This is a genomic window from Acidobacteriota bacterium, from assembly GCA_016712445.1.
Classification (GTDB): Bacteria; Pseudomonadota; Alphaproteobacteria; order Caulobacterales; family Hyphomonadaceae; genus Hyphomonas.
Window position 1 is genome coordinate 1 of the sequence record JADJRB010000008.1, and the last position, 12,101, is coordinate 12,101.

The 12,101-nt window shown below is 67.4% G+C and carries 19 protein-coding genes; 11 read left to right on the forward strand and 8 right to left on the reverse strand.

Translation table 11 applies throughout. The annotated features are described in order from the left end of the window. Both IPK75_18775 and IPK75_18780 read right to left on the reverse strand, forming a co-directional pair. The coding region (locus tag IPK75_18775) for a hypothetical protein (protein ID MBK8200397.1) at positions 1–502 on the reverse strand (502 nt) is incomplete at its 3' end. Positions 503–531: 29 nt separating this feature from the next. Next, entirely contained in the window at positions 532–780 is a 249-nt protein-coding gene (locus tag IPK75_18780; GenBank protein MBK8200398.1) for a hypothetical protein, read from the reverse strand. A gap of 437 nt (positions 781–1,217) precedes the next feature. Here IPK75_18780 and IPK75_18785 point away from each other — a divergent pair, with 437 nt between their 5' ends. The 11 genes from IPK75_18785 (at position 1,218) to IPK75_18835 (ending at position 9,192) form a co-directional block, all read left to right on the forward strand. Then, positions 1,218–1,574 (forward strand): hypothetical protein, encoded by a 357-nt coding sequence (locus tag IPK75_18785; protein ID MBK8200399.1) that lies wholly within the window; start codon positions 1,218–1,220, stop codon positions 1,572–1,574. 42 nt (positions 1,575–1,616) lie between these two features. After that, positions 1,617–1,979: a hypothetical protein gene (locus tag IPK75_18790; protein ID MBK8200400.1), complete on the forward strand. Its 363-nt coding sequence runs from the start codon at positions 1,617–1,619 to the stop codon at positions 1,977–1,979. Positions 1,980–1,996: 17 nt separating this feature from the next. Next, the gene (locus IPK75_18795; GenBank protein ID MBK8200401.1) at positions 1,997–3,313 is read left to right on the forward strand and encodes a hypothetical protein; all 1,317 of its coding nucleotides are present in this window, start codon (positions 1,997–1,999) and stop codon (positions 3,311–3,313) included. Next, on the forward strand, positions 3,310–4,194 hold the full coding sequence (locus IPK75_18800) for a PD-(D/E)XK nuclease-like domain-containing protein (GenBank protein ID MBK8200402.1): 885 nt from the start codon (positions 3,310–3,312) through the stop codon (positions 4,192–4,194). The genes IPK75_18795 and IPK75_18800 overlap by 4 nt, the downstream gene beginning before the upstream one ends. Next, positions 4,191–5,633: a hypothetical protein gene (locus IPK75_18805; protein MBK8200403.1), complete on the forward strand. Its 1,443-nt coding sequence runs from the start codon at positions 4,191–4,193 to the stop codon at positions 5,631–5,633. Before IPK75_18800 ends, IPK75_18805 begins: the two co-directional genes overlap by 4 nt. A 65-nt stretch (positions 5,634–5,698) precedes the next feature. Continuing rightward, a complete protein-coding gene (locus IPK75_18810) occupies positions 5,699–5,959 on the forward strand; it encodes a hypothetical protein (GenBank protein MBK8200404.1) in 261 nt (86 codons plus the stop codon). A gap of 27 nt (positions 5,960–5,986) precedes the next feature. After that, positions 5,987–6,829 (forward strand): hypothetical protein, encoded by an 843-nt coding sequence (locus tag IPK75_18815; GenBank protein MBK8200405.1) that lies wholly within the window; start codon positions 5,987–5,989, stop codon positions 6,827–6,829. Continuing rightward, positions 6,829–7,158 (forward strand): hypothetical protein, encoded by a 330-nt coding sequence (locus tag IPK75_18820; GenBank protein ID MBK8200406.1) that lies wholly within the window; start codon positions 6,829–6,831, stop codon positions 7,156–7,158. The genes IPK75_18815 and IPK75_18820 overlap by 1 nt, the downstream gene beginning before the upstream one ends. Positions 7,159–7,186: 28 nt before the next feature. Next, complete coding sequence (locus IPK75_18825) at positions 7,187–7,984, forward strand: phage Gp37/Gp68 family protein (GenBank protein MBK8200407.1); 798 nt, start codon at positions 7,187–7,189, stop codon at positions 7,982–7,984. 148 nt (positions 7,985–8,132) lie between these two features. Beyond that, positions 8,133–9,002 (forward strand): hypothetical protein, encoded by an 870-nt coding sequence (locus tag IPK75_18830; GenBank protein MBK8200408.1) that lies wholly within the window; start codon positions 8,133–8,135, stop codon positions 9,000–9,002. Then, entirely contained in the window at positions 8,989–9,192 is a 204-nt protein-coding gene (locus IPK75_18835; protein MBK8200409.1) for a hypothetical protein, read from the forward strand. The genes IPK75_18830 and IPK75_18835 overlap by 14 nt, the downstream gene beginning before the upstream one ends. Positions 9,193–9,237: 45 nt before the next feature. On the opposite strand, the gene IPK75_18840 is transcribed toward IPK75_18835, so the two are convergent. The 6 genes from IPK75_18840 to IPK75_18865 form a co-directional block, all read right to left on the reverse strand. After that, entirely contained in the window at positions 9,238–9,696 is a 459-nt protein-coding gene (locus IPK75_18840; protein MBK8200410.1) for a lysozyme, read from the reverse strand. After that, complete coding sequence (locus IPK75_18845; protein MBK8200411.1) at positions 9,693–9,911, reverse strand: hypothetical protein; 219 nt, start codon at positions 9,909–9,911, stop codon at positions 9,693–9,695. The genes IPK75_18840 and IPK75_18845 overlap by 4 nt, the downstream gene beginning before the upstream one ends. Before the next feature lie 32 nt (positions 9,912–9,943). Further along, entirely contained in the window at positions 9,944–10,195 is a 252-nt protein-coding gene (locus IPK75_18850) for a hypothetical protein (protein ID MBK8200412.1), read from the reverse strand. A 17-nt stretch (positions 10,196–10,212) separates the two neighbouring features. Then, positions 10,213–10,905, reverse strand: a complete 693-nt coding sequence (locus tag IPK75_18855) for a hypothetical protein (protein ID MBK8200413.1) — start codon at positions 10,903–10,905, stop codon at positions 10,213–10,215. 129 nt (positions 10,906–11,034) lie between these two features. Beyond that, positions 11,035–11,505, reverse strand: a complete 471-nt coding sequence (locus tag IPK75_18860; protein MBK8200414.1) for a hypothetical protein — start codon at positions 11,503–11,505, stop codon at positions 11,035–11,037. An 85-nt stretch (positions 11,506–11,590) separates the two neighbouring features. Further along, complete coding sequence (locus IPK75_18865; protein ID MBK8200415.1) at positions 11,591–12,100, reverse strand: hypothetical protein; 510 nt, start codon at positions 12,098–12,100, stop codon at positions 11,591–11,593. Between the last annotated feature and the right edge of the window lies 1 nt (position 12,101).

Here is a 12,101-nt window from a genome sequence, read left to right on the forward strand (position 1 = left end):
CGGCGTTCCGTGCAAGTTCCTCGAAATCGAGCGGCGCGTCCGCTTTGGCGGCGGGGGCCGGGGCTGGCTCGTCGTCGTCCTCGTCCTCGTCGCCGTTCCCCTCGATCGCGTCGTCACCATCGAAGCCCGGCTCGTCGTCGGGGTCGCGGACGTAGGCGTTGCCGGCGAGCGCCGCGGCGTCGGCCAGCTTCTTCTTTTCGCCGTCGAAGTCGAACACCTCCTGGGCGTCCAGCTTGAGGTGAGCGCGCCCCGCGTCGAACGCGCGCAGAAACTCCGTACGCTTCGTGAGTTCCATGCGCTCGATGCGCAACAAGGCTTTCCAGGCGGCGGCGTTGGCGCCAGCGTCGTGCAGCTCCTTCCAGGCGGCCGCGTGCTCCATGTTCGTGTCGACCTGGATCTGTCGCCTTTCTCGAATAGCCGCGAGCAGGCGTGACAGGAGCGATACAGCAATGCCGTCGATCTGCTCTTCGGGCTTCGATGGTGCTTTCTTCGGTCGTGCCATGTGACTGTCCTGTGAGGTGGGGCCGTTGATTACGCCGAAGCCTGTGCGTCGGCGGCGCCGTTAGGCTTTGCTCGGGTGGTGCCGGCGTCCTTGCGTCGCTGCCGCCGCGGAGCGGGCGGCGCCGGTGGCGTCACGTCCGCGATCAGCGCCGCCAGGGCCGCGTCGATCTCCGCCACTCGCTTGACCAGCACCGCCCGCTCCTGGCGTACGGCACGTAGCACCGTCAGGACATCGACCGGCGGGGTGCTCTGCGGTGGTTGGGCTGTCGTCTCGTCCATCGATCTTTCCTTCTGCTGCCATTGCGACGATCTGCGCCGCGATCGCCTGGGCCGTGCCCTCTCGCATCGACAGCTCGCCGTTCTTCCACCGCGCGACTGTCGAGCGGTTGATGCCGGCCGCTTTGATCGCGTCGTCCATGCGGACGCCGTGCTCTGCGGCCAGGGCGAGAAGCTGTTCGTCGTACGAGACAATCATCACCGGCGAATGTATATGCGATCGACGTGTCGCGCAATCGCGACACCGCCACTTGACGCGAAAGCGCAACAGGACCATGATTATTCCCGTGGCCGCCGCGTGTCGTCTCTCCTCCCTGGTCGACGACAGGCAGCGCGGCAGCTGCCGGCGCTAACGTCCCGTAGCGCCGCACTTGGACCCGGAGCGCGCAATCGCGCCCCCCGCGACAGCGGCTCCGGGTCCGCTTTTTCAAGGAGATCACATGGAGAAAAGCGCAACCTTCGAGGTGACATACACCGGCGAAGAGGTACGGCGGATCATCGAGCAGCACGCGCTGTTGGAGGCGCGCGCATACATCCGCAACCCGATTTCGGTCGAGCCGCCCAGGTTTTCGGCGGCGTACTTCATCTCGCCGATCACCATGATCGTCACCGGCGCAGCGGTCGAGCAGACGGACGGGGACGAGGACGATGACGCGGTCGACCTGCTGTCCATCCTGCCTGCCGGCCCGGAGGACCCCATGACCCGCATGGATCACCCCATGACGCCGCTGCACGACACGTACATCGTGCCCGACGTGCCGGAAGGGCTGGACGGCGAGCCCGAGGTGCGTTTCTGATGGCGTGTCGCTTGCGCGTGGTGGAGGCGGTTGCCAATGCCAATGACGGTCATGGAAGCGGTCAGGCGGGCTCGGGAGAAAAGCCTCTCGACGATCGCCGAGGGCAAGCCGCGGCAGGTCTACGTCGTGTTCCGGGACCAGACGCGGGGCACGGTGCTGGTGGGGGTGTTCTACCTGCCGCGGCGACCGTCCCGCCTTTCACGTCTGTGGCGCCTGCGTCCAGCGAGTCCGGCGCGACGATTCCTCCGCGGTGCCGGCGCTCGATCGCTGTACCTGCAGCTGATCGCCAGCGAGGACCGGTTCAAGCAGCGCCGCCCCGTGATCTACGCCATCGCGTGGCTGGCGTGCGTCCTGTTGTGCGTCTCGTTGTTGGCGCTCGGGACTTACCTGGCGCCGTCATCGTGACCGGAGACGAGGGGGCGATGCGCGCGCTGCTGCAGATCACGAGCGCCTCCGCCTTCGTCTCGATGCTCCATGACGTCGTCGTCACCGCGGAGGAGCAGAGAGACCACGATCGTCGCCACGCCAAGTTCGTGGCCGACGCCACCGCCGAGCGGGATCGTCTCGTCGCGGCACAGCAAGAAAGGGAGCACATGACCGAAGCAACGCAGGAAATCATCGAGCCGTCGTCCGCGCCGCAGACCGCGCTCGTCGTCATCGAGACGCTGACGCCCGCGAAGGCGTTTGAGCCGGGCGGGCTGGAAAAGCTGCTCACTCGCCTCGAGGAGGAGGTGCTGGCGATCCCGGTCGACATCAGCACCGACCGCGGCCGGAAGGCCTGCGCGTCCCTGTCCCGCAAGGTGGCCAGCGCCTGCATCCGTCTCGACGAACTCGGCAAGAAGCTGAACGAGAGCAAGCGGAAGGAAATTGGCATCGTCGATGCCGAGCGGCGGACGATGCGCGCGCGGCTGGAGTCGCTGCGCGACCGGGTGCGCAAGCCGCTCGACGACTTCCTGGCGGCGGAGGCGAAGCGCGTCGACGCGCACGAAGGCGCCCTGGCGCTGATCGAGGGGCTGACCGTGTTCAGCGAGCAGCCGACAGCGGCCCAGGTCAAGGAGCGGATCGTTTCGCTGCGCCTCCTACCGCAGCGGGACTGGCAGGAATTTGCGGCCCGGGCCGAGCAGGCGATACAGCGCGCGTCGCTGTGCCTGAGCGACGAGTTGGGCCGGGCGGACGCTCGCGAGGCCGACGCTGCCGAGTTGGCCCGGCTGCGCGCCGAGGCGCTCGAGCGGGAGCGGCAGCAGGCGGAACAGGCGGCGGCCGAAGCGCAGCGAGTGCGCGAGGAGCAGATCGCGGAGCGTGCCCGGCAGCAGGCCGAGGAGGCGGCTGCGTTCGCCATTGCCGAGGCGGAGCGGGTGGCTGCCGAGGCGGAGCGCCGCGCCCGCGAAGCCGAGGAGGAGCTGGAAGCCGATCGCGCCCGCGCCCGCGAGATGGTCCGTCTTGCCGAGGAGGAGGCGAGCCGGCCGGCTCCGGCCGAGACGGCTGTTGCGCTGCCGATGACGTCCGGTTCGTACCCGGATCCGGTAGGCGCCTCCCTGGTATCGTTGTCGGTCGCCTTCACGCCGGCGGTGATGAAGCCCACGCCCGCTCTCGACGAGAAGCGCCTCGCCGCCGCCGCCGCCATCGTCAGGCTTTCAGGGGTCGACGGAATCACCGGCATCGACCTGCGTTCAGCGTGCTGCCTGATTGACGCGATCGAAGCCGGGCGGGTGCCGCATGTCCGGAGTCCACTACGATGACTGAGGCACCGGGCCCGGGCCTGTACCGCGACGTGCCCTACGAGACTTACGCGGCCTGGCCTGGCGTCCGCGCGTCGGCGCTGATCTACATGGAAAAGTCGCCGGCGCACGTCCGGCGGGCGGAGCGAGACATCGCCGCCAAGACCGAGGCGCTGATCGTCGGCAACGCCCTGCATACCGCCGTCCTGGAGCCGGACCTGTTCGACGCTCGCTACATCATCGTGCCCGACGACGCGCCGGCGAAACCGGGGAAGAACCTGCGGAACGCCAAGAAGCCGAGCGCAGACACCGTGGCGCGGATCGAGTGGTGGGATGCGTTCGAGGAGCGGGCGGGGAGTCGCGCCGTCCTGTCGGTGGCGGGAGCCGCCGCCGTGAAGGACATGGCGATCGCCGCGCGGGCGCACCCGTGGGTTGCTGCGGTGCTCGCGGCGCCTGGGGTCAACGAGCTGTCTATCGTCTGGATCGACGAGGAGACGCAGCTCACCTGCAAGGCGCGGATAGACCGCCTCGCCAGCATCGACGGCCGCACCGTCATCGTCGACCTGAAAACGTGCGAGGACGCGAGCCAAGATGCGTTCGCGCGCTCCGTCCTGAACTACGGCTACCACTGGCGGATGGCGTGGTATCGCGCCGGGCTGGCAGCGCTCGTTCCGGCCGAGCGGGACTGCACCCTGGTGGCGATCGAGAAGGACCGACCAGCTCCGGAGTTCGTGGCCATCTGGCCGCTGGCGGACGGCGCATTGAAGCAGGGGCACGAGGAGATGGCCAAGTTCCTGCGGCGCTATGCCGAGTGCAAGCGCACCGGGCGATGGACCGGCTACGGCGACGGCGGCGCCCTGGATCTGCCCAGGCACGCACAGCGGAAGGAATTTCGGGAATGATGATCAGGAACCTAGAGCCGCGCCTGCACGAGCGCGGGAAGATCAAGATCGGCATGAGGGGGGCCGTCCGCCGGTCGGCCAAGGGAAACGATTACCAGCTGCCGCAGAAGCTGGATCACTTCGTCGTGACGACGATGGACAAAGGCGATGACGGCAACTTCACGCCGGATCCGTACGCCGCCCAACTGTTCGGGGCCAAGCCGCGGTCGCTGCCGGTGATGCTGCGCTTCGACGATCCGGAGCGCAACTTCATGTCCTCCTATGCGTGCTACGTTGGCACGAAGCTGTGGTGCCGCGGCGACGGCCGCGAGGCGATGCGTGCGAACGGCACCAGCGGCAGCACCATTCCCGTGCCGTGCACCTGCGAGCGCATCCAGCCGAATTGGGGCGCGGAGGAGCGCAAGCAGCGCCGGCAGGGCTTCGACCCGTGCAAGTTCAACGGCAACCTGAGTGTCGTGCTGCGCGGGATGCCTGGAGTGGGCGGCATCTGGTCGTTCCGCACCACCTCCTACAACTCCGTCGTCTCGCTCATGTCGGCGCTCGCGGAGTTCAAGCTCATCACGGGCGGCCCGCTGGCCGGCATCCCGCTCGACCTGGTGCTCTACGACAAGAAGGTCGACTCGCCCGACGGCAGCGGCCAGCAGACGATCCACTACGTCACGCTCGAATTTCCGAGCACCACCGAAGATCTCGAGGCGCTCGGCGTGGCCCGGCTGCGGCGGCAGCTGGATCACGGCATCAACATCAAGATGCTGCAGGCCGAGTGCGCCAAGCTGCTGCTGCCGTCGCCGGACTCGTCGGTGTTCGACGGGGAGACGGACGAGGACATCGCCACCGAGTTCTACCCGGAGTCCGAAGTGGTCGACCCGGAGACGGGAGAGGTCACGGCGGCAGCCGCGGCGACGACAGACAAGGAGAAGGCGCCTGCCGATCCGGCGTTCGGCGCCATCCAGGCAGCGACCGCGACCGCGACCGCGGCGGCGCCTGCTGCCGCAACCAGCAACGACGTTGGCGAGCCGAGCGAGAAGCGGCCCGCCGATGGGACGGGGGGCGAAGGTGCCTCCGAGGCCGAAGGTGAGTCCGCCGTAAAGGATCAGCCCCCCGTCGCCGCCCAGGTCGAGCCGGAGCCGGCCAAGGTCGAGCCGGAGCCGGCGCAGGAAGCGGCTCCGCCAGGGCACTGGCGCCTCGGCGAGATGGTGAAGAGCAAGGGCCACCCGATCGGGCTCTACAATCCCGACACTGTAGAGACGCGGTATTTCGCCACCGGGGCCGCCTGGTGCGCGGCCATCTGTGAGATCGGCGGCACGACCGAGGACGCGCAGCGGGTCTGGACCACGAACCACAACGTCTTCGGCGTGATCGAGCAGCACCGCCCCGAAGACGCCGCGCACCTGAAAGCGACGAAGGCTTTCTTTTCCAGCATCGGCGTGCGGGTCTGACATCGGCGTGCGGGTCTGACATCCGGCCGGCGGCGCCCCCGCCGGCCACCTTACGGAGATTGACCATGAATGATTGGCCGGCCGGGGACGGCAACCCCAATGACTACGTTGCCGAATTGTGCGGCGACGATCTGTGGACGAAGCAGAAAGAGCAGATCGCCCGCGCGAAAAGATGGCAGGACAACAGGTTCCGCCAGTGGTGGATGCGGCACGAGGTCGAGCTGCAGGTGTGGGTCGTGCTGCCGGTTGGCTTTGTCCTGCTGGTCGCCGCTGCCTTTGCGCTCGCCGCCGTCGTCCGTGAAATCCGGTTCGCCGTCGGGTTCTGACGCAGCCACCCCTCTAAGGAGATCACAATGCCCCGCCGCCTGGAACAGTATCGCGTCAACCAGATCATCGAAGTCGGCCCAGGCACGTTCCTGGGCCAGCCGTCTGCCGAGGAGGCGTACCTCCTGGCGGTCGAGGTCGATTACCTGCGAAAGCGATGCACCGCCCTCGCCGCCGAGCGCGACGTCCTGAGCAATGCCTTTGAGGAAACGGCCGCCGCTCTCGGCGTGGACCCGGACAACGAGATCGTGCTGGAAGCCATCGACGACCTGAAACGCCGTGCGCGCGAGCCGCGCGGCCTGCTGCGGCAGAAGCAATGGGTCGAGAACCGCCTCGATGATCTTCTGAGGGCGGTCCGCCGCAGCCCGAGGAAGCACGGGGAATGGCTGCGGGAAATCACCGAGCACCAGCGGTGGCTCTCGTCATACGGCTCCGATGAGGCGGACAGCGCCGCGGACAGCGCCGCGGACACGGTCACGCCGAATAAGCAGAAGCAGTTGGTCGAGGAGGTGATTGCGCAAGTCATTTTCGAGGGCCGGCCGCATTTGCCATCGAACGATCTTACCGCCAACATCGTCGACGCGCTCACCGGCGCCGGCTACCGCATCGTGCCGCGTGAGGTGGGGTCCCCCGAGTTACAGTCCGGCCCGGGCAAGGAGCCGCTGCTGCGCCTGCTGTTCTCCGCAACGCGCCTGGACCGCGGCGAGCACGGCTACATCCCAGTGACAATCGCCAAGGCGGTGACGTGCTACCCGAGCACGCCTGCGTCCGAGCTGCTGGCGCTGATCGACCTGATGCTCAGCGGCCTGGAAAACGTGCACTGGCACGGCGCCGACACCAGCGGTCCCGCCGGCAGCGTGGAGGCGGAGTGATGGGCATCGACCTGGACGAGATGGAGCGGCGGGCGAGAGCCGCAGAGGCTGAGTACGATAAGCAGGCTGCAATCATCGGCGCCGCGTACGCTCAACGCGGTTGGATACGGCCAAGCTCTGTGCTTGCCCTCGTCGCCCGCGTGCGGGAGTTACAAGGGATGTACGAACACATTGTGAGTACCGCCGAATCAATCGGGAATGCGCGTGTCGCCGCCGAGCGGAAGCGGTGCGTGGCGATAGTCGAGTCGCTGAGCGAGAAACTGCACGATTGCAGCGCGCGATATCTTGTAGGCCGCATCTGTGAAGAAATCGAGCGAGGCGACGCATGATCGAGGCAGCGCGATCGGACCTTCACGAATGAGCGCCACCACCGGGATCCAGTGGTGCGACGCGACCTGGAACCCCATCCGCGGCTGCACGCGCGTCTCCGAGGGCTGCCGCCACTGCTACGCCGAGGCGATGGCGGCGCGCTTCAACAGGCCCGGCCAGTGGGGCCACGGCATTGCAGAGATGCGCGACGGCAAGCCACGCTGGACCGGCCGCGTCGATGTCGTCAAGGAGGCGCTGACCCTGCCGCTGCGGTGGAAGAAGCCGGGGAAGCGCATCTTTGTCAACTCGATCAGCGACCTGTTCCACGAAGCGGTGCCGGACGAGGCGATCGATCGCGTCTTCGCCGTCATGGCGCTGGCCCCGCAGCACACGTTCATCGTCCTCACGAAGCGGCCGGCGCGGATGCGAGCGTGGTTGACGTTCGACCGCATCGCGGCGGTTCACCGGGAAGCCGAAGACGCCATGACGCACCGCGAGGAGATCGAGCCCAACTGGCCTCTGCCCAACGTCCAGATGGGCGTGAGCGTCGAGGACCAGCCGACGGCCGACGAGCGCATCCCCGACTTGCTGGCGACGCCGGCGGCGGTGCGGATCGTGTCGGCCGAGCCGCTGCTCGGGCCGGTGGACTTCCTGCCGTGGCTGCACGGCATCGACCAGATCATCGTCGGCGGCGAGAGCGGGCCGGGCGCGCGGCCGATGCACCCGCAGTGGGTGCGCGACATCCGCGACCAGGTCAAGGCGGCCGGCCGGGCACTGTTCTTCAAGCAGTGGGGGCATGGAAGCCAGTTGGTCTGCTCGCCTCCACGGGCCGCCGCGCTTACGTGATGAACGATGGTTGCTTTCTGTCCACCGAGGACTTCGCCCGAGGGCTTCGCGATGAGGCGATGCCGTGGTGCATGGCCCGCGTCGGCACGAAGCACGCCGGCCGGGAGCTCGACGGCGCGGAATGGAACGAAATGCCGAGGATCGCAGCATGAACGTCGACGACGCAGCGCGGGCGACTCGGCGGCACACGACGGCCGAAGTCTGGCAGCGCACGCCGAACATGACGCCGGCCGAAGCAAGAGCCGCCGGCATGAGCGCCCCCAGGGAGCGGCCGGCTCCGTTCAAGCAGGACATGGTTTCCGCCATCCGGGCCGGCCGGAAGACGCAGACCCGGCGGGCGATCAAGCTGCGGGAGTTCGGCCCGAGCGATACGCCCGGTTACGACTGGCACTTCCGCGACAAGCAATTGCGCTGGCACGATTACGAGCGCGACCGGATTGCCGAAAGGTGCCCATACGGAAAGCCCGGCGACAGGCTGTGGGTCAGGGAAGCCTGGCGGGCGCCGTCGCTATTCGACCACCTGCCGCCGCGCGACATCCCGCCGGCGACGTACAGCCGCTATCGGCACGCCCGCTTCATGCCCAGGTGGGCGAGCCGGATCGACCTCGAGGTGACGGAGGTCCGCGCGCAGCGGCTGCAAGAGATCAGCGAAGAGGACGCGATCGCCGAGGGGGCGAGGTTTGGCCCCGATGAACGCCACCGAGACCACGATCCCAGGTGGATCATGGGTCGCTGCCGGGATTGCGCGCACTGGAACACGAACTTGCTGCCAAATGGCGGGCGCCACCGATCGTGTCCGTATCACTATTCCACCCAGTTAGACCCCCAACCGTCGTACGGGGACGCGGGCCAGGGGTGCTCAACATCGTTTGTGCTGGCAAACGGAAGCGATGAATCGTCACGCTTTCAGTTTGCGCATCTATGGGAGTCCATCAACGGCGCCGGCGCCTGGGAGGCGAACCCGTGGGTGTGGGCGATCAGCTTCGAACAACAGGAGGGAAGACGTGACGATAGATAATTTCAGCCTCGATAAGGCGATGAAGGCTGCTCTTTGGGAGGAAGCAAAAGGCAAGTTACGTGCGCTTGCCGCCGTTCAAGGGTGCTATTCGGCTCGGCTGCAGAAACATACGGAAGAAAGGTGGTTTGCGCTGAACTCGGCTATCGATGAGTTCATCGCTTCGGTGGAAGACCGCGCGCTGCACGAATAGGAAGGCTGGCGGCGCCGCGAGCCACCGACCGCGGCGCCGCCCCTCTCAGCCTCGGGGCCAGGGATCCGAGGCGAACAGCGCCATCTCCTCCGCCCGCCGGATGACCAGCCCGCGCACCGGCTTCTTGTCCTGGTGGATCCACCAAGAGAACCCCCGCCAGGCCGCAACCCAATCCCGCCGGCGAAGCGGCGCACCGACGGTGGCGCCCCCGAGCACGTCCTCGGTCTTGTTGTTGTAGCAGAGCGACACCAGCGCATCGAACATGGCCTGCGTCAGCGGCAGATGCAGAGCGTTGATGGACGCCTCGCGGTCGGCCACGTCTTCCGCGAACCACTGGTCGGCCTGCTCCTGGGTGCAGGTGTCGCCCTCCTTGACCCCCTTCGTGCGGCCCCAGGCGATCGTCCAGATGCCGCGAGCCCGCTCACTCTCGGTAGCCGCGTAGGCCTCGAGGCGGCACTTCTCGCGGCCCTGGATCAGCGCACGGCCGCGCCGGCCGAGCTTCACAGACCGCGCTCCCCGTTGATTATCTCCCAATTGAGGAGGTCTTCCTCGGTCGGCACGGTGCCCGGCGTGCCGCTGCCGGCGGCGAGGCAGTCGTCGAGGGTTCGCGGGACACCGCGCCGCGGCGGGTGCGCGCCGGCGTGCGTGAGCGGCGGGAGCGGTCCATCTGGCGCCGCGGGGCTCAGGTTCACCGGCCCCGCATCATTCTCCTTGGTCATCAACCAGTCCTCCGATGTGGCGACGGAGCGGCCTACAGCGGCCCGCCGACTTGCTCCCCCTTGGGAAATGCGGATCGGAACTCGGGCGCGTCCGGAGCATCGGAGTTGATGCGGGCGAGCAAGGCGTCCTCGATCTCTTTCAGCACGGCGAAGTCGGCATCGGTCGGCTCGCGCCCGCTCGTTGCCAGATCGCGGACGGTGGCGCCGTGGCGCTGCCAGACGTCGAGGGCGCCAAGCCCCAGGTCGAGCAGGCCGAGCAGCGCGGTTGCCAAGGTCAGCGGCATGTTCTGGTTCTCCTTGCTCACTTCGAGGCCCCCCGGACAAGCTCACCGCGGAGTGCGGCCAGCGCGGATCGCACGACGGTGAGCTGCTGGTCGGCCACGGCCGGCGGGATGCCGGGATCCATGATGATCACCTGCGCCGCATCGAGGGCGGCCCGGGTGCTGCCGGCGACGCGGCGTAGGGCCGTCACGACGCTCGGGTCGGAACAGTCGAGGACGAACGTCTCGGTGCAGCGCGGCCGCGCCTCATAGGTCGCGATCGACTGCAGGGCGGAGCCGTAGTCCGACCGGAGCACGAAGAGCTGCTGCTTGGGCGAGAGCGCCGGCGTGTCCGTCGTGGCGCACGCCGCCAGCCCGCTCAGGGCGATGACGAGAGCCAGGACCAGCGACACCACCCCCTTTCCGCGGTCCGATGGGGTTGCGGTGCCGGCCGGCTGGTCGGCAATGCCGGCCGCCTGCTTCAGCTCGGCGATCTCGGCAGCGTGCTTGTCCTGCAGCGTCCCGCTGGCGCCCTTGATGCCGATGCCCAAGGCGCCGGCGACCACCAGCAGGCCGCCGACCAGGACACCGATGATGGTGAGCTCGCTGGCCGCCAGGCCGAACGCGGTGAAGGTATCGGGGATGGCAAGTGCGGCGGTGATCAGCAGCCCGCCGATACTGCCGACGCCGAGTCCGTTCCAGGACGTCGGGTCCGAAAGCATTTTCGCGATCATGGAGTTGCCCTTTCTGTGAACCGCCGGGACCACGCCCACATGGCGCATCTACCGCACCACATGACCGCCCCGGCCACTCTCTTCACGGCCCCGCATTTCTGGCAGCGGCGACCGTTCTCGACGGTCGGCTTAGAGGATGTCGTCGTCGTCTTCGTCGTTTCGGCGCCGCTCGTATTCATCGATCCGCCGTCTCCCTCGAACCTGCAGCCACTCCATAAGCGCGGCGATGGCTATGCCCAAGGCGGCTGTGATGGCCCCCCTCACGATCTCCGGCGAGTCGACGTGGGAGATGAGGCGGGTGACGGTGTCCGGCATCCCGGTCAGGTTCGAAACCGCGATGATGAAAATGCCGTAAGCGGACACCTTGACCCAAGGCGCCTGGGCGGCCCTGGTCTTGTCGACGGAGTGTTGAAGATCAGACAATCGGCGATCTATGAGCCGATGGAACCGCGAGTTGTCTTTCACGCGCATTTCGACGGACTGTCTCAGGTCGTCGATCGTGCCCAATAGGGCAGCTCTGCACTCGTTTATCATTTCACTGACCTTGCACAGCGTTCTTTTCTGGCAGGCTTCCCAACCCGGGCACTCGTCGGGGATCATTGGCGTACCCCATACTTGGTATATTTCTATTGTGTCTACCCGAAGCGTGCCGCATTAGCAAATGACCATACCCGTAGAGTAGCAGCTATCCTGGCCAGACGATGCCGTCACGAACGGCGCGTAATTCCTCGCTGGTGGTGCAGGTGGCAATCTGCGCCTTGGCGATGAGGCGCGTCCGGTTGATCGGGCCGGCGATGGCGCCCCAGCCGCGGGCCGTGGCAAGGAGATACGGCGCCGCTTCGGGTAGCGTCGTCACGCCGGGCGCTATGCCGACCAGCGACGCGAGCAGCGGATACTCCGCCTCGGTCGGAGACGGGTCGGCCGAGAGCGTCAGCAGCAGCGCCTCGTAGAGCTGCCCGAGCATGATGTCATTGAGCGCGTGATGCTCGGTTGCGACCTTCGCCGCCCGCGTGTTTGCCTCGGCATCGACCTGCGCGCAAAAGCCCGCGATCCAGTCACCGCCGGCCGGCAGCAGCCACGCGGCCCCATCCCACGTCGCGTCATCGACCAGCGGGCGAGACGGGACTTCGGTTGCGCCCTCTGGAGCATCCGCGAAATAGCCGTAGTACCGGCCGGCAATTGTGTAGTGTTTCATC